Annotated in this window: 20 protein-coding genes; 8 read left to right on the top strand and 12 right to left on the bottom strand. The window is 67.9% G+C overall.

Annotated elements, in window-relative coordinates; translation table 11 throughout:
- Positions 1-32 precede the first annotated feature (32 nt).
- Both AB0M15_RS39935 and AB0M15_RS39930 read left to right on the top strand, forming a co-directional pair.
- Positions 33-635, top strand: a complete 603-nt coding sequence (locus AB0M15_RS39935; RefSeq protein ID WP_363831810.1) for a helix-turn-helix transcriptional regulator — start codon at positions 33-35, stop codon at positions 633-635.
- Positions 636-641: 6 nt separating this feature from the next.
- Positions 642-974 carry a hypothetical protein gene (locus tag AB0M15_RS39930; RefSeq protein ID WP_363831807.1) on the top strand — a complete coding sequence of 111 codons (333 nt, stop codon included), beginning with the start codon at positions 642-644 and terminating at the stop codon, positions 972-974.
- Here the strand turns inward: AB0M15_RS39930 and AB0M15_RS39925 are convergent.
- Entirely contained in the window at positions 961-2,976 is a 2,016-nt protein-coding gene (locus AB0M15_RS39925) for an MDR family MFS transporter (protein WP_363831804.1), read from the bottom strand. The two genes, AB0M15_RS39930 and AB0M15_RS39925, sit on opposite strands and share 14 nt — an antisense overlap.
- An 87-nt stretch (positions 2,977-3,063) precedes the next feature.
- Between AB0M15_RS39925 and hemW the strand changes: the two genes are divergently transcribed.
- The 3 genes from hemW (at position 3,064) to AB0M15_RS39910 (ending at position 6,944) form a co-directional block, all read left to right on the top strand.
- Entirely contained in the window at positions 3,064-4,275 is a 1,212-nt protein-coding gene (hemW, locus tag AB0M15_RS39920; protein ID WP_363831800.1) for a radical SAM family heme chaperone HemW, read from the top strand.
- A gap of 218 nt (positions 4,276-4,493) precedes the next feature.
- Positions 4,494-5,819, top strand: coding sequence for an extracellular solute-binding protein (locus AB0M15_RS39915; protein WP_363831797.1), 1,326 nt, complete (start codon positions 4,494-4,496; stop codon positions 5,817-5,819).
- Positions 5,820-5,927: 108 nt separating this feature from the next.
- On the top strand, positions 5,928-6,944 hold the full coding sequence (locus tag AB0M15_RS39910) for a LacI family DNA-binding transcriptional regulator (RefSeq protein ID WP_343984044.1): 1,017 nt from the start codon (positions 5,928-5,930) through the stop codon (positions 6,942-6,944).
- A 3-nt stretch (positions 6,945-6,947) separates the two neighbouring features.
- Here AB0M15_RS39910 and AB0M15_RS39905 read toward each other — a convergent pair whose 3' ends face one another.
- Both AB0M15_RS39905 and AB0M15_RS39900 read right to left on the bottom strand, forming a co-directional pair.
- On the bottom strand, positions 6,948-7,784 hold the full coding sequence (locus AB0M15_RS39905; protein WP_363831792.1) for a hypothetical protein: 837 nt from the start codon (positions 7,782-7,784) through the stop codon (positions 6,948-6,950).
- On the bottom strand, positions 7,777-8,343 hold the full coding sequence (locus AB0M15_RS39900; protein WP_363831789.1) for a hypothetical protein: 567 nt from the start codon (positions 8,341-8,343) through the stop codon (positions 7,777-7,779). Before AB0M15_RS39900 ends, AB0M15_RS39905 begins: the two co-directional genes overlap by 8 nt.
- A 134-nt stretch (positions 8,344-8,477) precedes the next feature.
- Between AB0M15_RS39900 and AB0M15_RS39895 the strand changes: the two genes are divergently transcribed.
- On the top strand, positions 8,478-11,072 hold the full coding sequence (locus tag AB0M15_RS39895; RefSeq protein ID WP_363831786.1) for a DUF3376 domain-containing protein: 2,595 nt from the start codon (positions 8,478-8,480) through the stop codon (positions 11,070-11,072).
- Here the strand turns inward: AB0M15_RS39895 and AB0M15_RS39890 are convergent.
- The 9 genes from AB0M15_RS39890 to AB0M15_RS39850 form a co-directional block, all read right to left on the bottom strand.
- On the bottom strand, positions 11,047-11,871 hold the full coding sequence (locus tag AB0M15_RS39890) for a DUF3097 domain-containing protein (RefSeq protein ID WP_363831783.1): 825 nt from the start codon (positions 11,869-11,871) through the stop codon (positions 11,047-11,049). The genes AB0M15_RS39895 and AB0M15_RS39890 overlap by 26 nt on opposite strands.
- An 18-nt stretch (positions 11,872-11,889) precedes the next feature.
- A complete protein-coding gene (locus tag AB0M15_RS39885) occupies positions 11,890-12,282 on the bottom strand; it encodes a type II toxin-antitoxin system VapC family toxin (protein WP_363831780.1) in 393 nt (130 codons plus the stop codon).
- Positions 12,279-12,533, bottom strand: coding sequence for a type II toxin-antitoxin system prevent-host-death family antitoxin (locus tag AB0M15_RS39880; RefSeq protein WP_363831777.1), 255 nt, complete (start codon positions 12,531-12,533; stop codon positions 12,279-12,281). The genes AB0M15_RS39885 and AB0M15_RS39880 overlap by 4 nt, the downstream gene beginning before the upstream one ends.
- A gap of 67 nt (positions 12,534-12,600) precedes the next feature.
- Positions 12,601-14,145, bottom strand: coding sequence for a fatty acyl-AMP ligase (locus AB0M15_RS39875; RefSeq protein ID WP_363831774.1), 1,545 nt, complete (start codon positions 14,143-14,145; stop codon positions 12,601-12,603).
- A 25-nt stretch (positions 14,146-14,170) separates the two neighbouring features.
- Complete coding sequence (locus AB0M15_RS39870) at positions 14,171-15,805, bottom strand: acyltransferase domain-containing protein (RefSeq protein ID WP_363831771.1); 1,635 nt, start codon at positions 15,803-15,805, stop codon at positions 14,171-14,173.
- 51 nt (positions 15,806-15,856) lie between these two features.
- Complete coding sequence (locus tag AB0M15_RS39865) at positions 15,857-17,407, bottom strand: NCS1 family nucleobase:cation symporter-1 (RefSeq protein WP_363831767.1); 1,551 nt, start codon at positions 17,405-17,407, stop codon at positions 15,857-15,859.
- A gap of 99 nt (positions 17,408-17,506) precedes the next feature.
- Positions 17,507-17,878, bottom strand: a complete 372-nt coding sequence (locus AB0M15_RS39860) for a DUF4870 domain-containing protein (RefSeq protein WP_363831764.1) — start codon at positions 17,876-17,878, stop codon at positions 17,507-17,509.
- A 90-nt stretch (positions 17,879-17,968) separates the two neighbouring features.
- Entirely contained in the window at positions 17,969-18,757 is a 789-nt protein-coding gene (locus AB0M15_RS39855; RefSeq protein WP_363831761.1) for an MBL fold metallo-hydrolase, read from the bottom strand.
- 22 nt (positions 18,758-18,779) lie between these two features.
- Positions 18,780-19,118, bottom strand: coding sequence for an EF-Tu/IF-2/RF-3 family GTPase (locus AB0M15_RS39850; protein WP_363831758.1), 339 nt, complete (start codon positions 19,116-19,118; stop codon positions 18,780-18,782).
- Between the two features lie 106 nt (positions 19,119-19,224).
- Here AB0M15_RS39850 and AB0M15_RS39845 point away from each other — a divergent pair, with 106 nt between their 5' ends.
- Together AB0M15_RS39845 and AB0M15_RS39840 are read left to right on the top strand one after the other, a co-directional pair.
- On the top strand, positions 19,225-19,890 hold the full coding sequence (locus tag AB0M15_RS39845) for a ThuA domain-containing protein (RefSeq protein WP_363831755.1): 666 nt from the start codon (positions 19,225-19,227) through the stop codon (positions 19,888-19,890).
- On the top strand, positions 19,875-20,978 hold the full coding sequence (locus AB0M15_RS39840; RefSeq protein ID WP_363831752.1) for a Gfo/Idh/MocA family oxidoreductase: 1,104 nt from the start codon (positions 19,875-19,877) through the stop codon (positions 20,976-20,978). Before AB0M15_RS39845 ends, AB0M15_RS39840 begins: the two co-directional genes overlap by 16 nt.
- Positions 20,979-21,024: the final 46 nt, after the last annotated feature.

Raw genomic sequence — 21,024 nt, 5'->3', positions numbered from 1 at the left:
GCGCGGCGTATCGAATTTGATACCTCCGAAGGGTGGAGGTTGCTGACTACGAGCGGGCGCAGATCGCGGACGACATGCGGTCGGCGCTGGCCGATGCTGGGCTGACCCAGGAGGCGTTCGCCCGCCTGCTGGGGACCTCGCGGCCTCGACTGTCCGCCTATCTCAGCGGCAGGACGATTCCGTCAGCCGCTCTGTACCAACGTGCGCTGCGCGCCGGCCGGGCGCTCAAGAGCAGCCGCGCCCATGGCTGGATGACGCCGGACCGCACGATCGACGAGATTGATGCGGCTTTGGCTGACGGCGATGACCAGTGGGCTTTCAAGCTGGTCTTGCAGGCGCGCGACCAGCTGGCCTACCAGCTGCGCAATCGTGAAGCGGGCAGTGACGCGTGGCTCCTCCGGAGTCGCGAGATCGCCGATCCGCGCTTCGAGGCGTTGCTTGCCGCGCTGATCGGACACGAGTTCGCGTCCTACGACGAGCGTCGCATTCCGGAATGGTCCCGGGATATCAGGTTGCAGAAACCATGGCTCCAGCCCAACGCCCGCCGCGGCGCCGAGTGGACCAGGAAGAACACCCCGCCATGGCTCGCCGAGCGCGGAATCTACATCTCCGAACACGACCTGAAGACCGCGTAGACCCTGATGACGGACGACTTCACCTCACACGAGATCCGGCGCCTTCTCGACCTGCTCGAGGCAGAGCTCGCCCGGCGAGGCGTGGCGGCGACGATGTATGTCGTGGGTGGCGCGGCCATCGCCTTGAACTACAGCTCAGGTCGCCGGACGAAGGACGTCGACGCGACATTCGTACCTGAGCAGGTGGTCCTGGATGCGGCGCGGGCAGTCGCCGACGCGGAGGGCCTGCCACTCAACTGGCTGAATGCCGACGCTGCGCCGTGGGTACCACCGCGGGCCGCCGAAGTCGTCAGTGCGCCGATTCATGCCGGGCTGCGTGGGGGGTTTAGGCGTTGGTGAGGGCTGTGTGTTTGCCGGTGGTCAGGGATTGGCCTCGGTCGATCATTTGTTCGGCGAGGCGGTCTACTGCGGTGGAGAAGGCGGGGGCGTTGTCGGGATCCCAGTCTTCGAGGCGGGCGAGGATCCAGACTCGGTAGGCGCCTACGAAGCGTTGGAAGAGCTCTAGGCCGGGTTGGGTGAAGCGGTAGTGGCCCAGGGTTTCGGAGAGGTAGCCGTCGGCAACTAGTTGGGCGGCGAGGGGTTCGAAGACGCCCGGTGGGACTTTGAGGTCGCCGGTGATCTCTTGCAGGGTGGCGGAGCCGCTTTCGGCGCCGCCCCGGAAGACTCGCATGATCATCCAGGCTTGGGCGACCGAGAGCGGGATGCCGGACTCGGCCAGGACCTCGGGGCCGGGGTTGCGTTTGTGGTTCTGGACGACCAGGGCGAAGAGTTTCTGCAGCTCGTGCTCTGAGTCGAAGGACGCGGGTGCGGCGAAGCTGTCGCCGACGCCGGAGTTGCCGCCGGCGGCGACTCGGGCGGTGTCGCGAAGTGGGACCTCCTTCAGGAGCAGGGCAACGAGGAGGCCCACCACGGCAACGGGTACCGCCGCCAGGAACACGACGTGCAGCGCGTCGGCGTACGCCGCGGTGATCGGTTCGCGAGCCACCTCGGGCAACTGCCGCAAACCCTCGACCGATGCCGCGGCCCGCGGATCGACGCCCGCCGGGATCGCGCCGGCCAGCTTGTCGGGCAGCGTCGAGGCGTAGAAGGACCCGAAGACGGCAACCCCGAAGGAGCTACCCATCGTCCGCAGGAAGCTCACCCCGGAGGTCGCGACCCCGAGGTCCGCATAGTCGACGGTGCTCTGGACGACGACGGTCGGCACCGGCATACACAGGCCGACCCCGAGCCCCAGTACGACCATGAAGCCCGCCGTGGTCAGGTACGCCGTGTGGTTGGTCATCAACGACAGCAGGTAGAGCCCGCCCGCGATCAGTACCGTCCCGATGATCGGGAAGATCCGGTACCGCCCGGTCTTGCTGATGATCGTGCCGACCGCGATCGACGCGACCAGCAATCCCATCACCAACGGCAGCATCTGCAGCCCGGACTCGGTCGCCGAGGCGCCGTGCACGTACTGCAGGTACGTCGGCAGGAACGTCACCCCACCCAGCATCGCGAACCCGATGATGAAGCTCAGCAGCGCGCAAACCGAGAACACGCGCGACTTGAACAGCCGCATCGGCAGCAACGGCTCCTCGGCACGCAGCTCGACCAGAATGAAGAGCCCGAGCGCGATCAGCGACCCGACCGTCATCGCGATGATCGTCGGCGAGAGCCAGTCGTACTCGTTCCCGCCCCAAGTCGTGACGAGGGTCAGCCCAGTAGCGGCCAACCCGATCAACAGAATGCCCAGGTAGTCGATCGCCGGTTTCACCGCGGCCTTCACCGACGGCAGCGTGATGGCCGCGACGATCAGCACGATGACGCCCAGCGGCAGGTTGACGTAGAACGCCCACCGCCAGCTCAGCTGGTCGACGAACAGCCCACCCAGCAGCGGCCCGGCCACCGTCGAGACACCGAACACCGAACCGATGAAGCCCTGGTACTTTCCGCGCTCGCTCAACGGCACGACGTCCGCGATCACCGCTGTCGCGGTCACCATCAGCCCACCGGCGCCGAGTCCCTGGATCGCTCGCGACCCGACCAGCCAGAGCATGTCGTTCGCCATCCCGCAGAGCGCGGACCCGGCCAGGAACAGCACGACGCTGATCAGGAACATCCGCTTGCGCCCGTACAGGTCGCCGAACTTGCCGACCAGCGCCGTCATGATGGTCTCGGCCAGCAGGTACGCCGTCACCACCCAGGACAGGTGGTTGGCGCCGCCGAGATCGCTGACGATGGTCGGCAGCGCGGTCGCGACGATCGTCTGATCGAGGGCCGCGAGCAGCATTCCGAGCATGATCGCGACCACCACGGCGTTCTGGGTGGCTTTTCCGACGGGCTGGGCCTCGGTCTCCATGAGCTGAATGTAGCGACCCGGTGACGGAGCGCTACCACAGAATCACCGCGATCGGGTCTCAGAATTTCCGGCCCGTACGATGGGCGGGTGCCATCGACACTGCCCGAGGGGGAGGTTGCGCCCCGGGACGGGTCGCTGCCGGAGCCGGCCGTCCACGAGGCTGCGGGCAGGCCGTTCGGGTTCTACCTGCACGTCCCTTTCTGCGCCGCGCGCTGCGGATACTGCGATTTCAACACCTACACCGCCAAGGAACTCGGCGGCGGTGGTTCGCAGGCGTCGTACGCCGAAACCGCGGTCGCCGAGGTCCGGCTGGCGCGCAAAGTGCTCGGTGACCTCGACCGGCCCGTCGACACGGTCTTCTTCGGCGGCGGTACGCCGACCCTGCTGCCGGCCGACGATCTGGGTCGCATGCTGGCCGCCGTGCGGGACGAGTTCGGGCTGGCCCCCGGCGCCGAAGTGACGACCGAGGCGAATCCCGAGTCCGTCGACCCGGCGTACCTGGCCGCGATCCGCGAAGCGGGCTTCAACCGCGTCTCCTTCGGCATGCAGAGCGCCACGCCGCACGTGCTCCAGATCCTCGACCGCTTGCACACCCCCGGCCGCGCGCTCGAAGCGGCCAAAGAGGCGACCGCGGCCGGGTTCGAGCACGTCAATCTCGACCTGATCTACGGCACGCCAGGCGAATCCCTCGAAGACTGGCGCAGGTCGCTGGAGTCCGCGCTGTCCGCCGAGCCCGACCACGTGAGCGCCTATGCGTTGATCGTCGAGGACGGCACCCAATTGGCCCGCCGGGTACGCCGCGGCGAGCTGCCGATGCCCGACGACGACGATCTCGCCGACAAGTACGTGCTCGCCGACGACCTCCTCGCAAATGCGGGCCTCGGCTGGTACGAGGTCTCCAACTGGGCCCGTACGCCGGAAGCCCGCTGCCGCCACAACGAGCTCTACTGGCGTGGCGACACCTGGTGGGGGATCGGCCCCGGCGCCCACAGCCACGTCGGCGGGGTCCGCTGGTGGAACGTCAAGCACCCCACCGCGTACGCCGAGAGGCTCGCGGCCGGCGACAGTCCGGCCTACGCGCGGGAGACCCTGGACGCCGAGACGCGCCGGGTCGAGCGGGTGCTGCTCGAGATCCGGCTGGCCGACGGACTGCCGCTGGACGTCCTCGACGAGGCCGGCCGGAAGGCCGTGAAGGATGCGCTGGGCAACGACCTGCTGACGGAGCGGAACGGCCGGCTGATGCTCACTCGGCGTGGCCGGCTACTGGCCGACGCCGTCGTTCGTGACTTGTTGCCGTAATCCGGAACTGTCAGGAAAAGGCCAGGAAAAACAGCGATCCGTCACCGGCGTGGTTCGCTCAGTGATATTTGCGGCGGGTATGTACTGACCAATGCCTGGTCATGTCTCAGCGTAACGATGTGGTCCTTGACACACTCAGTTGAAACGCTCGAAACTCAATCCACTTTCCCTCACCGAAAGCGCTCTCAACCCGTCCTCTGTAACAGGGAGCATTTCCCATGCGGCCCAGTGCCCGCCAACGCAGCGCCGTAGTGGCCCTCGCCTGCAGCCTCACCCTGCTCGCGTCCGCCTGCGGCGGCAGTGACCAGCAGTCCTCCTCGGATTCCGGATCCGGCGACGACGGCCCGAAGATCGAACTGACCATCGCGACGTTCAACGAGTTCGGGTACGACGACCTGTACGCCGAGTACGAGGCCGAGCACCCGAACATCAAGATCACCCCGCGCAAGGCCAAGACGGTCGACGAGCACATCAAGAACCTCGACACGAACCTGGCCGCCGGTTCCGGGCTGGCCGACATCGAGGCGATGGAGATCGGCTGGATCTACAACTACCTGGCCAAGGCCGACAAGTTCGTCGACCTGCGCGACTTCGGCGCGAACGACCTGGGCAACCGCTGGCTGGACTGGAAGGTCGCGGGCGCGACCACCACCGACGGCAAGATCATCGGCTACGGCACCGACATCGGCCCGGAGGCGATCTGCTACCGCAAGGACCTGTTCGCCAAAGCCGGCCTGCCGACCGACCGGGCCCAGGTCGCCAAGCTGTTCCCGGACTGGAACTCGTACTTCGCGACCGGCCGCAAGTTCAAGGGCAAGCTGCCGAACTCGGCCTGGTACGACTCCTCGGTACTGGCCTGGGAGGCGATGCGCAACCAGCTGATCGAGGCCTACTACTCCAACAACGACCGGTACCTGGGTGACGAGAACCCGCTGCTGAAGCAGACCTGGGACCAGATCGTCGACGGCTACCAGGACGGCCTGTCGGCGAAACTGCCGGCCTGGAGTGACTCGTGGACCAAGGCCTTCCGCAGCGACGCGTTCGCGACGATGGCCTGCCCGGGCTGGCTGCTCGGCGTGATCCAGGACAACGCCGGCACCTTCGGCAAGGGCAAGTGGGACGTCGCGGACGTGTTCCCCGGCGGCGGCGGCAACTGGGGTGGTTCCTACCTGACCATTCCGAAGCAGTCGACCAACCCGGCCGAGGCGGCCAAGCTGGCCGCCTGGCTGACCGCGCCCGAGCAGCAGATCAAGGTCTTCAAGAAGATCGGCTCGTTCCCCTCCACCCTGGACGCCTACGAGGCGCCGCAGGTGAAGAGCCAGGTGAACGCCTACTTCAACAACGCGCCGACCGGCAAGATCTTCATCGACCGGGCCAAGAGCGTGATCCTCAAACAGCACAAGGGGCCGCGCGAGGGCGAGGTCAACACGGTCTTCACCGACGCGCTGGCCAGGATCGACGCAGGCAAGCAGAAACCCGACGACGCCTGGAAGCAGGCGCTGCGCGACGCTGACAAGGCCGCCAACACCCGCAAGGGCGGATAGCCCGGCTGCGAATACCTGCCCCGGCCGGTACGGCGGTGTTTCCGGCGGCGAGCCCCGATTGGTACTACGGTGGCAAGCGTCAGAATCAGCCGGGGAGGTCCGTAGTCGATGCAGGGTGGTCTGGGCAGTGGATCTCCGACGCTGGAGCAGGTGGCTGCGCTGGCAGGAGTCTCCCGCGCGACCGTCTCGCGGGTGGTGAACGGCTCGCCGAAGGTGCTGCCGGAGACGGTGGCCGCGGTCGAGCGTGCGATCGGTGAGCTCGGCTACGTGCCGAACCGGGCGGCCCGCGCGCTGGTGACGCGCCGGACGGACTCGGTCGCGCTGGTCGTGCCCGAGCCGGACAGCCGGGTGTTCTCGGACCCTTTCTTCGCCGGCATCCTGCGCGGGATCAGCATGACGCTCGCGCCGACCTCGTCGCAGCTGGTCCTGCTGATCGAGCCCGCCGAGGGCGACGACCAGCGGTTGCTCCGGTATCTGCGCGGCGGACACGTGGACGGCGCGATCATCGTCAGCCACCACGGCCGCGACAACGTGCTGCAGGAGCTCGCCCAGTTGCCGCTGCCGATCGTGTTCAGCGCGCGGCCGCTCGGCGTCGAAGTACCGGTCGCGAGTGTCGACGTCGACAACGTCGCCGGCGCCCGGACCGCGGTCGAGTATCTGCTGTCGAAGGGGCGCCGCAAGCTCGGTACGGTCGCCGGCCCGCTCGACATGACGGCCGGCCTCGACCGGCTCACCGGCTATCAGGAAGCCATGAAGGAGGCGGGGATCGAGCAGGCCGTTGCCTATGGCGACTTCACCGCCGACGGTGGCGAGCAGGCCACGTTGCGGCTGCTCGACCAGCACCCGGATCTCGACGGGATCTTCGTCGCCAACGACCTGATGGCCACGGCGACTCTGCGGGTGCTCTCACATCTCGGCAAGCGGGTGCCGGAGGATGTCGCGGTGGTCGGGTTCGACGACTCCGTGGTGGCGACGACGACCACGCCAATGCTGACCACAGTGCGCCAGCCGGTGGAGAAGCTGGGCGCGAGGCTGGCCGAGATGCTGCTGGCCAAGCTCGCCGGCGCCGACCTGACCAGCCCCGAGATCTACGACACCGAGCTGATCATCCGCGGCTCTGCCTAAGCCTCACGGTGGGTCGTTCTGGAACTGGAACTGCACCCGGATGGATCCATCGAGCGGTACGACCAAGGTCGTGTTCGATGCATTCCATTGCTGCGGGACCAGGAACAGCCGGTTCTGCCCGACCACGAGCAGCCGCAACCCGCGGTACCGGTAGTTGAACGTTTGCTCGGTGCCCGCGGTCCGGAGCGTGGTCTCTTCGATCCCGGGTGAGCGCAGTTGCAGGCGTTCCTTGGTGTCGAGGATGACGACGGGGAACTGCTTGAGGTTCTGCGCGTCCGACTTCGCCAGGCCGCGTCCGGAGTACTGCGCTGTCGTGGCCGTCGCCCAGAACGCGCAGGTGGTCGTGACGACGGCGAGCAGTCCGAGCAGCACGTACTGCGGGGTGAGGCCGGCCGCTTTGCGGTCGAAGTACGAGAGGTAGGCGAGGGTGGCCGCGGACAGCCCGATCACGGCCGGGACCACCAGGGCGTAGTACGGGATGTGGCCGAGCAGCGGATAGCCGATCAGGCCCACGACGCCGAGGAGCAGGAGGGCGATCGTGACGATCTTGGCACGCCGGATGGTCGTGGCGGTCGGCTGGATCGCGTTGTGCAGCAGGAGTCCGGCCACAGCGAGCAGAGTGAGGCCGAGCAGGGGGACGAGCAGCGGCTGGGGGCTGCGCATCACGTAGTCCTGGGTGCGCAGGCCGATCGTGTCGACGTCGATCCCGAAGTACTCGTACTGCGCGCGAGCGGACACATAGCCGAAGTAGAAGAGCAACCCGCTGATCAGCGTCACCGGCGCGACGATGCGGGTCGCGAAGGTCACCCAGCGCTCGAGCTGGGACTGTTCGTCAGCCACTCGGCGGACCTGGGGTGAAGGAGATCTGGCTGCCCGGCACCTGGCCCTGCAGGGACTCGCAGTCGGCCTCGGTCGCGCACTCGGCCGACGCCGACAGGATCAGCTGGACGGCGTTGCCGTTGCCGACCTGCCGGACGCCGACGAAACACGGCTTGAAGGTGTTCGACTGCCAGACGAGGTCGGTGGTGCACGGCGGCGACTTGTCACCGCAGCCGGTCTGGTCCAGTTCGAAGACGCCGCCCGGTTCGAGATGCGGCGAGCCGACCTGGATCGTCGTACCGTCCGGGATCGGGTTGCGGCCGAGCCAGTTGACCTCGGCGCACTGGTAACCGTCCTGGATGGTCTCGACGTTGCCGCCGATCGGCGCCGAGGCGATCTCGATCGACGGTTTCTGCTGGCTGGGCTGGCTCGTCTCGGGCCCGGTGGGCTCGGTCGGTGGCTCGCTGGCGGCCGGACTGTCCGTGTCGATGGTGATCGGGTCGCCGCTCGAATCGTTGCCACCGCAGCCGATCAGCAGCGGAAGCAGGCAGAACGTCGCGAGCACACGCGCAAGGGTCATCGCGACCACCCCCATAGTCGGCCCTTGTGGATCAGCATGCGCGTTCGGGCAGCGCGCGACAACAGTTCGGCGTTCTCGCTCTGTCGAAGGGTGTCGCGATCGTGGTAGATCTACGAACAGACAAGGGGGGATCCATGTCCGATCATGAGATCCGGATCGCGCTGGTGCTGAACGGTGGCGTCAGCCTGGCGGTCTGGATGGGTGGAGTGACGCACGAGCTGGACCTGATCCGGCGGGCGTCCGGTGCGGCCGGGGCGCCGAAGGCACAGGAGTACGACGAGGAGCTCGCGACTCGGTGGCGCGAGCTCTGCCGTCGCGGTGGTGAACGCCGAAAAGTCGTAGTCGACGTCATCGCCGGTACCAGCGCGGGCGGGCTGAACGGGTCGTTGCTCGCGACAGCCATCTCGCACGGGTCGACGCTCGATCCGCCGGGCGCCGACGGCGAGCGCGGGCCTTGGCTCCGGCAGCGTTGGGTGGGGCTGGGGTCGCTCGAGGTGGGCAAGCTCGTGCCCGCCTTCGGGGTTGCGTCGACGTCGGTGCTGGACGGGAAGTACTTCCTCAAGGAGCTGAAGAGTCTGCTCGATGGGGTCGCGAAGGCCGGCAAGCCGACTGCGGCCGACCCGGTCACCTTGTTCGTCACGGCGTCCGGGCTCGGGGTGCAGCAGTTCGAGGCGAAGGACGCGGCGGGGCAGGCGTTCGTCGTACCGGATCATCGGTACCTGTTCTGCTTCACCAGCGAGAAGGCCGCTGTGTACGACGGGGCCAAGCGGTCGTTCTCGGTGGATCCGAAGAACGGGTTGCGGGACACGGATCTGCTCGCCCGGGCGGCCCGCGCGTCGGCGTCGTTCCCGGCCGCGTTCGGTCCGGTGCTGGAGACGCCGAAGATGGCTGCGGCGCCACCGCGGGTCCAGCCGACCCAGGCGAAGTCGGGGACCTGGCTGGTCGACGGTGGGGTGCTCGACAACGCGCCGTTCGGGCCCGTGCTGGACGTGGTCGCGCGGCGGCCGGTCACCGGACGAGCGAGCCGGTATGTGCTGTACGTCGTACCGTCGGCCGGCATCGGTACCGCGGCCGAGACCCGGCTCGCCGATGCGAGCGAACCGGGCTGGCGGGTCTCGGCGATGTCGGCGGTGAAGTTCCCGCGGGAGGTGGACTTCCGGTCCGACGTGGAGCAGCTCGAACGGTTGCTGCTGGAGGCGGACGCGTCCTGGTCGGACTCGCAGCGCCTCTTCGATCGTTGCATCGAGCAACAAGCCGAGCGGGACCGGTTGCGGCAGGCGGCCGGGTTGCTGCAGCCGGCGTACGCGCGCGGTCGTGCCGCCGGTGGCGTCTGGGAGGCCGTCACGATCGCGACGCACGACCAGTCGACGGTGCTGGATGCGGCGACTGCGTTGTCGGAGGCGGAGATCGACGAAATCCTGGCCACCGATCATCCCTGGGTGCCGGATCCCGACGGGTCGGTCGCGCCGCTGACGAAGGATTTCGCCGGAAACCCTTCCTGGGCTTGGGGAACCGGCGCGGCCGAGCGGGTCGTCCGGTTGGTACTGCGGTCGTTGCGGACCAAGATCGACCAGGCCGCTCGCGATCAGCGGGCGGACCTCGAGCGGCGGCTGAAGGCGACGAGCGACAGCCTGCAGAAGGTACAGGCCGTCCGGGACGCGTTGTCCGACGAGCTCGCCGAGGCGGATCTGGATCTGCAGCCGGCCGGGGGAGCGGAGGCGGTCGCGGTCGCGCTGAACGACATCTTCGAGACATTGCAGGTGCAGCGGGCGCTGGGGGACGAGTTCGCGGCGCTGATCGAGGTGGTCGGCTCGGATGTGGTCGAGACGGCGCTCGAGGTGGAGATCGTCTCGCGGTGCACGTCGGCACGGACGCCGCAGCAACGGAGTGCGCCGTTCCAGTTCCTGCGGCTCGGGCCGGACATCCCGCTCACGCTGCTCGACTCGTTGCCGGCCGGGTCGATCGCGAACGACCTCAAGGAACGCATCCTGTACGGATCTCAGGTCGGCCATTTCGGCGCGTTCGGGGCTTCCGACTGGCGGCGTTGGGACTGGCTGATGGGCCGGCTGCATTGTGTGGCCCATCTGGGCGCGATGCTCGGTGCCGAGCCGGACTGGATCCGCGAGACGCAGCGGCTGGTGCTGGAGGCCGAGGAGTGGGAGCTGGACGACGTCGCTGAGCGGGTGCAGCGACTGGCTCATGATTTCCCGGTGGACGCCGGCCTGGCTGCGCTCACGACGATGCGGAACGAGCTCAACACCAGCAGGGAGGGCATCGAGACGACCAGGGGATTGGCCGACCGGATGGTCGAGGTGTCGGGTGGGCTGGGGCCGGCGGTCGGGCACTGGGTCAAGTCGATGGCGGGACGGAAGTACAAGCCGGATACCTGGATCCTGCAGGTCGCGCGCTGGTTCACGGAGCCGGCCCGGTTCAGCCTGTGGCATCGGCTGGTCAAGAATCCGGACCTGACGCCGGCCCGACGGCCGCTGATCTTTCAGCGCTGGCTGCCGGCCGCCTTGCTCGGGGCTGCGGTCGTCTTGCTGGTTGCGGCGGGCGTGGTCGATCTCGCGGCGGTGCGGATCGTCGCGGGAGTGCTCGCCGGGGTGTTGCTGACCCTCGGGGTGGCGCTGTTCGTGGGGTCGCTGTTCATCCGGCGGGTGCGACGGCGGATCCGGGGCTGGATCGAGGAACGGGTGCCGGCGATCAGTCCTGGGTCACGAAATCGATGAGCTCCTCGACCCGGCCGAGCAGCTCCGGCTCCAGATCGGCGTAGCTGCGGACCTTGGACTGGATGTGCTTCCAGGCCGCGGCGACGTCGGCCTGGTCGGTGGCCGGCCAGCCGAAGCTCTGCAGCACGCCCTTCTTCCAGTCCTGCCCGCGCGGGATCTTCGGCCAGGCCGCGATCCCGACCGACGACGGTTTGATCGCTTCCCAGATGTCGATGTACGGGTGGCCGACGACCAGCACGTCCCGGTTGTTGATCTCGGCGGCGATCTTGGACTCCTTCGAACCCTCGACCAGATGGTCGACCAGGACGCCGAGCCGCCGCCCGGGCCCGGGCCGGAACCGGTTGACGATGGCCGGCAGATCGTCGATGCCTTCCATGTACTCGACGACGACGCTCTCGATCCGCAGGTCGTCACCCCAGACCCGCTCGACCAGCTCGGCGTCGTGCCGGCCCTCGACGTAGATCCGGCTGGCCCGCGCGACCTTGGCCCGCACGTTCGACACGGCCACCGACCCCGAGGCGGTATGCGTCTTCTTGGCCGGCGCAGCCTTCTTGGGTGCCACCAGGTTCACTGGCTTGCCGTCGACCCAGAAGCCGGGTCCGAGCGGATAGGTCTTGATCTTGCCGTGCCGGTCCTCGAGATCGACCACGCCGTGCTCCCAGCGCACCACGGCCCCGACGTACCCCGAGCTAGGCTCCTCGACCACCAGCCCCTTCTCGATCACCAGATCGACGGTCCGCCCGTTCTTGGGCTTGCGCCAATCGCCTGCCAGCACGTCGCGTCCATACCGATCAGCCACCGTCCAAACCTAACTGGTTCAGGCTTTCAGCAGCGGTACGTCGTACTGATGAATCGCCGCGTCCCGGCTGACGAGGGTGAGCCGCTCGGTGATGGCCTGGGCGATCAGCATCCGGTCGAACGGATCGCGGTGCAGAAACGGGAGCTTGCCGGCCAGGTCGGCGTGGGCGGTCCGGATGGGCAGTTCGGCGACCCCGCTGTCTTTGACCACGTCGAGAAAGGTCGACGGCAGCTCCAGCTTGCCCGCCGACGTCTTGATCGAGATCTCCCAGATGGTGGCCGCGCTGACGTAGACGTCGAGCTCGGTGTCGATCCGGTCTTTCAGATCATCGGCCAGCTCAGGACCGTCCATCAGCCACCAGAGCAGTACATGGGTGTCCAACAGCAGTCTGCCGGTGGAGCCAGAGGTCACGACGACAACCCGAAATCGTCGGCGATCTCCTCGTTGGTCTCAGCGGAGTCCCAGTCGGCGGCCAGGGCAGCCCGCTCGGCCAACAGTCCACGCCCTTTCCGGCAGACGACATGTGGCAAGGGGACGACCTTCGCCACCGGCCGGCCGGCGCGGCTGATGATGACCTCTTCGCCGTGCTCGACCCGGTCGATGATGCGCGACAGTTGGGTCTTCGCCTCGTGCATGTTGTATTGGGCCGCGGTCTCGGTCATCGCCTTCCCCGTTCACTTAGTCCGGTTAGCTAACTCTATCCCCGGCCCCGATTCCGAACAAGGGTGATCAGGTCTGCCGAGGCAACGTCAGGTACCAGGCGCGGGTTGGGTGGCGGGCGAGTTTGCCGCTGGAGGTTTTGTGGATGGTGCCTCGGGGGGCCAGGACGACGGCGTGGACGCGGAGGTCGTGGTGGCGTTTGACGGCGGCGCGGATGGTGTCGGTGGGGTCGTCGGGGGTGGTGTGTTCGACGACGACGATGAGGTGTTCGGAGTCGTCGGCGGGGATCGAGAAGGCGGCTACCCGGCCGGGTTTCAGGGCTGGGTGGGTTTGGTGGATGGTGGCTTCGAGGTCCTGGGGGTGGTGGTTGCGGCCGTCGATGATGATCAGGTCTTTGCGGCGGCCGGTGATGTAGAGCTCACCGGCGTACAGGGTGCCTAGGTCGCCGGTGCGGAGCCAGGGGCCGGTGCCGTCGGTGAGGGTGGCGTTGAAGGTTTCTTTTGTCTTGGTGGGGTCCGACCAGTAGCCGAGGGCGACGTTGGGGCCGGCGATGCAGATCTCGCCGATCTGGCCGGGTTCTAGTGGGTTGCCGGTTTGGTCGGCGATCACGACGGTCTGGCCGCGGGGTGGGCCGCAGGAGACGACATCGGTGCGGTCGAAGGTGTTGATGGTGGGCTCGGCGTCGATGGGGGCGCTGGCGACGAAGACGACGGCTTCGGCCAGGCCGTACGCCGGGACGTGGGCGGTGGGGTCGAAGCCGTGGTCGCGGAAGGCCTCGGTGAAGGCGGTGAGGGTTGCCGGGCGGATGGGTTCGGCGCCGTTGAGGAAGGCTTTGTAGCGGGTCAGGTCGAGCTGGGACTTGTCCGCGATCCGCTGGACGCAGTGGTCGTAGGCGAAGTTGGGTGCCGCGGTGTAGACGTCCAGGCCCTCGTCGGCGAGCTGGAACCAGCGGGCGGGACGCATCAGGAACGCGACCGGATCGGTGAACGCCGACCGGTCACCGTGCAGGATCGGTACGCCGAACGCGAGCATCAACCCCATGTCGTGGAACAACGGCAGCCAGCTCACCGTCATCGAGCGACCCGGCCGGAACTCGAACGCCTCGATCAACTGGCCGATGTTGGCGACCAGGTTGGCGTGCGACACCATCACGCCGGCCGGCGCGCCCGTCGACCCCGACGTGTACTGGAGATACGCGAGCTCCTCCGGATCGATCGCCTCCAGCTCCCACTCTGCCGGCTCGAGTTGGTCCATCGCGATCAACCGGAGGCCGAGGCCGTCGCTGGCTTCCAAGGCTGCTCTGGTGGTGAGGCCGCAGACCGGCGAACAATCGGCGAGCACGCCATCGAGGCGCTGTCGGTGTCCGGGGAGATCCGGCGGGAACAGCGGGACCGCGATCGTCCGTGCGTAACAGGAGCCGAGCACGGCTACGAGGTAGTCGAGCCCCTGCGGCGCGAGGATCGCGACCCTGTCGCCTGGATCGGCGTTGTCCCGGATTGCCGCGGCGACAGTGCGGGCGCGCGCGTCGACCTCGCCCAGGTCAGTGTGCTTCGCGAGTCGGCGCGGTAGTCGACGTACGTGTAGGCAGGCTGGTCGGCCTTCTCCTTCGCCCACCGCGCGACCAGGTCGACGATCGTGGTCATGGCCGCGGCCAGGGAGCGACCGGTACGTCGGTGACGCGACCCGGTGGCGGGATGATCGGCAGGCCGAGTACTTCGAGCATCGCGAGCTGGGTGTGGAAGGCGAGCGCGTCGGTCGTCAACTCGATGTACCTCTGGTGCCCGTCGTCGGCCGCGCGGTCGAGCAGGTCATCGAGTGCCGCACCCGGCTTCGTTGCGGCGCTCCAGTACTCCGCGCCGAACGGCGTGGCGTCGGTCGAGGTCGCGGAGTAGAACGGCACACGCACCTCCGCCGGCGCCAGATCGGCAAGCATCGGCCCAAGCTGATCCGGCGTCCGGGCCAGCGCCGCGATCACCCGGGCCCCCTCGGTCGCTGTCAACGCCCCGGCCACGACCGCAGCCGCAACCTCCCCACTCCCCGCAGCCACGATCGCCGCCGGCACCACCCCGTACTCCCGCCACACCAACGCCAACGCCACCTGCACCGCAAACCCCACCACCAACTCATCACCCGCCGCCACCACATCCCCAAGCACCACGTCCTTCAACGACACCCCAGCCGCCCAACCCATCAACGGACCAAGCTCAGCAATCACCTCAACGAACCCGGGCACACTCTCGGCCAGCTCCCTCAATCCAGTAGGTGAGGAATTCTGACTTGGGAACACCCATACCGGTTGAGGTGGTGTGGTCTGCACTTCCGCGGCGAAGTTGCCTGGGTGGTGGTTGCTTTGGGCAAGGGCTGTCAGGGCGGCGGTGAGGTCGGCTCGTTGGCGGCCGGTGACGGCGGCTCGGAGAGGACCGCGGCCGAGGCGGCGGGCGAGGGTGTGGGCTACGTCGGCGGTGCTGTTGGCGGAGTTGGTTCGGAGGTGTTCGGCTAGTTGTCCGGCGTAGGCGCGGATGCCGTCTAGAGAGGTGTCTGAGAGTAGGAGGCGGGTCGGGCCGGTTGAGGGAGTTCGGGCGGCGGGGCGGGCTCGGCGTACGACGGCTTCGGGGCAGGAGATGGCTGCGCCGACCGGCCAGGGGATGAGATCGGGGGTGAGGCCGCGGTCGGCGGTCAGTACTGCTTCGAAGAAGTCGCCGTGCCCGTCGCCCTCAGGGTCGGTGCACAGGGCAAGTACTTGGTCGAGATCGCGTTCGGCGTCGGCCAGGCGCTTGAGGACGACCACCCGGCGGCCCGGGCCGTCCAGCACTGCCACCGCCGACTCCGAAACACCAGTGCGCAGAGAAGACATCGCCTCGGCGAGCGAGGTGCCGTCCACATCGCGTGGCGGGATACCGGCGTGTTCGAGAGCCTCCCACGTGACCTGCCGCAGCGTCTGACCGGTTTCGAGGGACCGACGCGCCATCCCGATCACGGCGATCTCCGACCCGGACAGCACCTCCGGCGGGCTGATCGCGACACCATCCGGCTGGGCCGAGCTGAGCAGGCCGCGGACCAACTGGTTGATGGTCGGGTAGCGCCAGACAGACGACGGCTCCAGCCGGCGACCGAGGACCTCCTCCAGCTCACCCGTGGCCGCGACCGCGTCCCGGGAGGCGATGCCGTACTGCTCCAGCAGCCGGTCCGGGTCGACGTCCCCGGGCGCCAGCTCGCAGGCACGGGCGACCCGGTCCACCAGGAAACGTCTGAGGTCGAGCTCGCTGATAGCCATCTCGCGAACGAAGATAGGTCATCGCTTACGGGACACTGGATGGCTGTGACCTCAGTAGCTTTCGACGGCGTGGGTCGGGGCGGGGTGCCGGATGGGGGAGACGATCGTCAGCAGGAGATAGACGAGGAAGCCGGCGACCAGCCCGACGACCCAGGAGTAGTCGTAGAGCGGTTTCAGGAACGGGATCAGGCCGTCGGCCGGGAAGGGGCCGGCGCCGGGGTTGGAGTACGCGCCGCCGACCGCCAGGAGGGAGCCGACGAGGGTGGCGACGACGGCTCGCCAGTTCCAGCCTGCGGCATACCAGTAGCGGCCGTTCGGGAGGTACAGGTCGGCAAGGAAGAGGTTGGTGCGGTCGACGAACCAGTAGCCCGCGATCAGTACGCCGGCCACCGACGCGAGCAGGCCGCCGTAGAAGGACAGCCAGACGAAGATGTAGATCGACGGGTCAGAGATCAGCCGCCACGGCTGGATCACGATGCCGATCACGCCGGTCAGCAGGCCCGCGGTGCGGAAGTTCAGCCAGCGTGGCAGGGCGTTGGCGAAGTCGTACGACGGGCTGACCACGTTCGCCGCTACGTTGCACGACATCGTCGCCAGGATCGCCATGATCAGGCCGATCGTCACCACCACCGGGTTCTCGAACCGGCGGGTCAGCTCGACCGGATCCCAGATCGCCGAGCCGTAGACGATCACCGTGCCGGAGGTGGTGATGATCGAGACCAGCGCGATGAACGACATCGTCGTCGGCAGCCCGATGATCTGCCCGATCACCTGCTGGCGCTGGCCTTTGCCGAACCGGGTGAAGTCGGGCATGTTCAGCGACAGGGTCGCCCAGAACGCGATCATCCCCATCAGCGACGGCGCGAAGATCTTCCAGAAGTCGGCGTCCCAGCCGAGCTTCGACGGTTGCGACAGGATCGGCCCGAAGCCGCCGGCCTTCACCAGCACGGTGATCATCAGCGCCAGGAAGGCCAGCGTGACCAGCGGCGCGGCCCAGTTCTCGAACCGCCGCAGCGCCTCGATGCCACGCCAGATCAGCACCATCTGCAGCGCCCAGAAAAAGAAGAAGCTCAGCCACATGGTCCACGGATGGCCGCCGATCGACGAAGCGCCGGTCCAGCCGGAACCGGCCAGCTCGCCGACGATCACGTAGATCGCCTGGCCGCCGATCCAGGTCTGGATGCCGAACCAGCCGCACGCGACGAACGCCCGCAGCAGCGCCGGGAAGTTCGCCCCGCGGACCCCGTAGAAGGCCCGCGCGAAGACCGGGAACGGGATCCCGTACTTCGTTCCCGCGTGGCTGTTCAGCAGCAACGGCACCAGCACGATCAGGTTCCCCAGGGTGATCGTCAGGAACGCCTGCAGCCAGTTCATCCCGAGCGCGACCAGCCCGGCCGCGAGCAGGTAGCTGGGGATGTTGTGCGCCATCCCCATCCACAGCGCCGCGTAGTTGTACGTCGTCCAGTGCCGCTCCGGCAATCGGGTCGGCGCCAGCTCGGCATTGCCGTACCGGCTGTGCGCGATGGCGGCCGGGTCGGCCAGTTCGACCCGGCCGTCCGGGTGGGTGATCTGTTCAGGAGAAGCCGGGGCCGCATGCGCCATCGTCGCCACCTCGTCCGCAGTCGTGTTTCGGACCAACGTGCGGGATCGCGGACGCCATGTCAACGCATAACCCCACAGCGTGAGCGCCGATCGGGCCGGTTACTTCACCAAGCGAAGGGCGAAGGGGTACCTGTGCGGCTTGCCGTTGCCGGCCGCCATCGTCGCCATGATCGCGAACACGACCGCGAGGATCCAGATCGCCGGCAGCGTGATGAACCCGATCAGCACGAACATCAAGATGTACGACGCGACGTACCCGATGGTCGCGGTGATCTGGAAGTTCAGCGACTCGACCGCGTGCGCGCGGACGGTCGGCGAGTCGCTGCCCTTGACCAGCAGCACGATCAGCGGCGCGAGGAAGCCGAAGATGATGGTGCCGACGTGCGCGACCAGCGACCAGGTCCGCTCCTCGTCCGGCCGCATCGGCTGACCGGAGTACTGCGGTGGCGGCGGCGGATAGTTTTCAGTCATAGGTGGAACCGTAGAAGCCGGCACGCACCTTGAATGCGCAAACGACTGATCGATGCGCAATAGACAGCCGAGCACTGCGCTTTCAGGCAGTTACTCGTCTTTGGCGAGTCCCAGCAGCGGCAGGGTGGGGCGCCGGGGAGCGCCCAGAGTGGCGTAGCCGCGGCGTACCGCCTGCTCGAGGTGGGCCTGCGGCCAGGGCCAGTCGTCGGTGTGGGCGAGCGCGTCCTCGAGCGAGGTGCCGTTGTGGTGCAGGCCGGAAATCGTGTTCGCGACCGTGCCGATGTCGCCGTTCTGGTCGCGGACGAACTCGGCGTCGACGACCGCGCCGTGCCCCGGCACGACCTTGGCGGTCGCGGAGAGCAGCCCGATCAGCCGGTCGACCGTGTCGGCCCACTCCAGCGGGTACGAGTCCTCGCCGTACGACGGCGGCGCCGACTCCTCGATCAGGTCGCCGGCAAAGAACACGTCGACATCCGGTACGACGACCACCACGTCGCCGTCGGTGTGACCGTTGCCCAGGTGCAGCACCTCGACCCGCCGGTCACCCAGCTCGATCACCTTGGCCACCGCGAAGGTGTTGTCGATGGCAACGGTCTCGGCGACGGCGGCGGCCGTGTTCTCCTGCGCGTAGCTCGTCGCGTCCTTGAAGGCCGGGTTGCCGAAGACGTGGTCGAAGTGCGCGTGCGTGTTGACCACCCAGTGGATCGGCGCGTCGGTGACCTCGCGGATGTGACCCAGCAACTCCTCGCCCTCGGCGGGAGTGCCACGCGTGTCGATCACCAGCGCGCCCTCACTACCGACGACCAGCCCGATGTTCACGTCGTACTCCGCGTACCGCCGGACCCAGGTGTGGTCGGCCAACTCCACCCACGAACTCATGCCGACGACCCTAACCGGACGATCAGCGGGAGATGACGTCGCCTGCCAGTACCTGGCTCCGGTCGATGCCTTCGAGCAGCAGCCCGACGTTCTCACCCGCGCTCGCCGCCGTGAGCTTCTTGCGGAAAGCCTCGACCCCGGTGACCCGGCTCATCGCGACCTGCTGGCCGGCGCGCATGATCAGCACCTGGTCGCCTTCGGTGACCGTGCCCGCCGTGATCCGGCCGGTCACCACCGTGCCCCGCCCGGTGATCGAGAAGACGTCCTCCACCGGCATCGTGAACGGCCCGGTGGGTACCACGTCCTGCGGCCGCACAGTGTCCTGCACCCGCGGCTCCTGCTTCCAGAACTTCCATCCCATGGTGGTCGACCCTAGTGCCTATCCAGCCGCCGGGACGGGGGTTGAAGGCCCTCGATCTGCCGCCTAGGGTCGCAGAGCTGAACCGATTCATCCGATCTCTACACCGATGAAGCAACCGAAGGGCGGCGGCGTGACGACACGACGGGCACTGGTAGTCCGGGGTGGCTGGGAAGGACATGTCCCGGTCGAGGCGACCGAGCTGTTCATCCCCTTCCTGAAGGAGAACGACTTCGAGGTGACGGTCTCGGACACGACCGAGAGCTACCTCGACCTGGACGGCGTCGACCTGGTGCTGCAGTGCATCACCATGAGCGAGATCACCGGCGAGCAGGTGAAGGGCCTGGAGACCGCGGTCCGGGCCGGCACCGGCCTGGCCGGCTGGCACGGCGGCATCATCGACTCGTTCCGCAGCAACACCGACTACAGCTTCATCACCGGCGGCCAGTTCGTCGCGCACCCGGGCGGCGCGGTCGACCACCGGATCGAGATCGTCTCCGACCACCCGATCGTGGAGGGCCTGACGCACTTCGACCTCCGCACCGAGCAGTACTACGTGCACGCCGACCCGACCAACAACGTGCTCGCCACGACCACCTGCCGGGCGCACCCGGACTTCCCGTGGATCGACGGCGCGACGATGCCGGCCGTGTGGACCCGCACCTGGGGCGAGGGCAAGGTCTTCGTCTGTACGCCGGGCCACACCGTCGCCGACCTCGACACGCCAGAGGTCCGCACCATCGTCGAGAGGGGCCTGCTGTGGGCGAGCAAGTGACCAACGTCGGCATCGTCGGCACCGGCGTCATCAGCGGTACCTACCTCGAGCACCTCGCCAAGCTCCCTGGCGTCCAGGTGGTCGCCGTGGCCGATCTCGACCTCTCCAGGGCGCAGACGATCGCCGACCAGAACCCGGGCATCCGGGCCCTGACGTCCGACGACTTGTTCGCCGACCCCGAGGTCGACATCGTCCTCAACCTGACCATCCCGGCCGCGCACGCACCGGTCCACCAGGCGGCGCTGCAGGCCGGTAAGCACGTGTACGGCGAGAAGCCGCTGGCTGTCGACCGTGCCGAGGCCGAGCCGTTGCTCAAGCTCGCGGCGGCCAGCAACCTCCGGATCGGCTGCGCGCCCGACACCGTGCTCGGCACCGGTACGCAGACTGCCCGCGTCGCGCTCGACCGTGGCGACATCGGCGTACCGACCGCAGCGACGGCATCCTTCGTCACGCCCGGGCATGAGCTGTGGCACCCGGCGCCGGAGTTCTACTACCAACCAGGTGGCGGCCCGCTGCTCGACATGGGTCCGTACTACATCACCAGCCTCGTCACGCTGCTTGGGCCGGTGAAGAGAGTCACTGGTCGGGCCGGGCGGTCGCAGCAGCAGCGGAAGGTCCACACCGGGCCGCGAGCCGGGGAGACGTTCCCTGTCGACGTACCGACGCATGTGACCGGCGTACTGGAGCACGAGTCGGGTGCGCTCACCACCGTGCTGATGAGCTTCGATGTGTGGGCCGCACGGCTGCCGCGGATCGAGATCTACGGCACTGAGGGCAGCTTGTCCGTTCCGGACCCGAATGGCTTCGACGGCACGGTGGAGATCGCCACTGCCACCAACCGTGACTGGACGCAACTCCCTGTAGCCGGTGGGTACGCCGGAGCCGGGCGCGGCGTCGGTGTGGCCGACATGGCTCGTGCACTACGCAACAACGAGCCGCACCGGGCGGACGGAGCGCTGGCGTACCACGTGCTCGACGTGATGGAGTCGCTGCTTGAGTCTGCAGCTCAGGACCAGTCGGTGGACGTGGCGAGTACGGTCGAGCGGCCTGCCGCCGTACCTTTGGGAGCGTCTCCAGAATCCGCCTGAGATCCGTCCCACGCCGCTACGCGTCGGTAGGTGTCGTGCGGGCTCG

This window comes from Kribbella sp. NPDC051718, from assembly GCF_040681515.1.
In the GTDB taxonomy this organism is placed as follows: Bacteria; Actinomycetota; Actinomycetes; order Propionibacteriales; family Kribbellaceae; genus Kribbella.
This window is presented reverse-complemented; position numbering and strand designations above follow the sequence as displayed.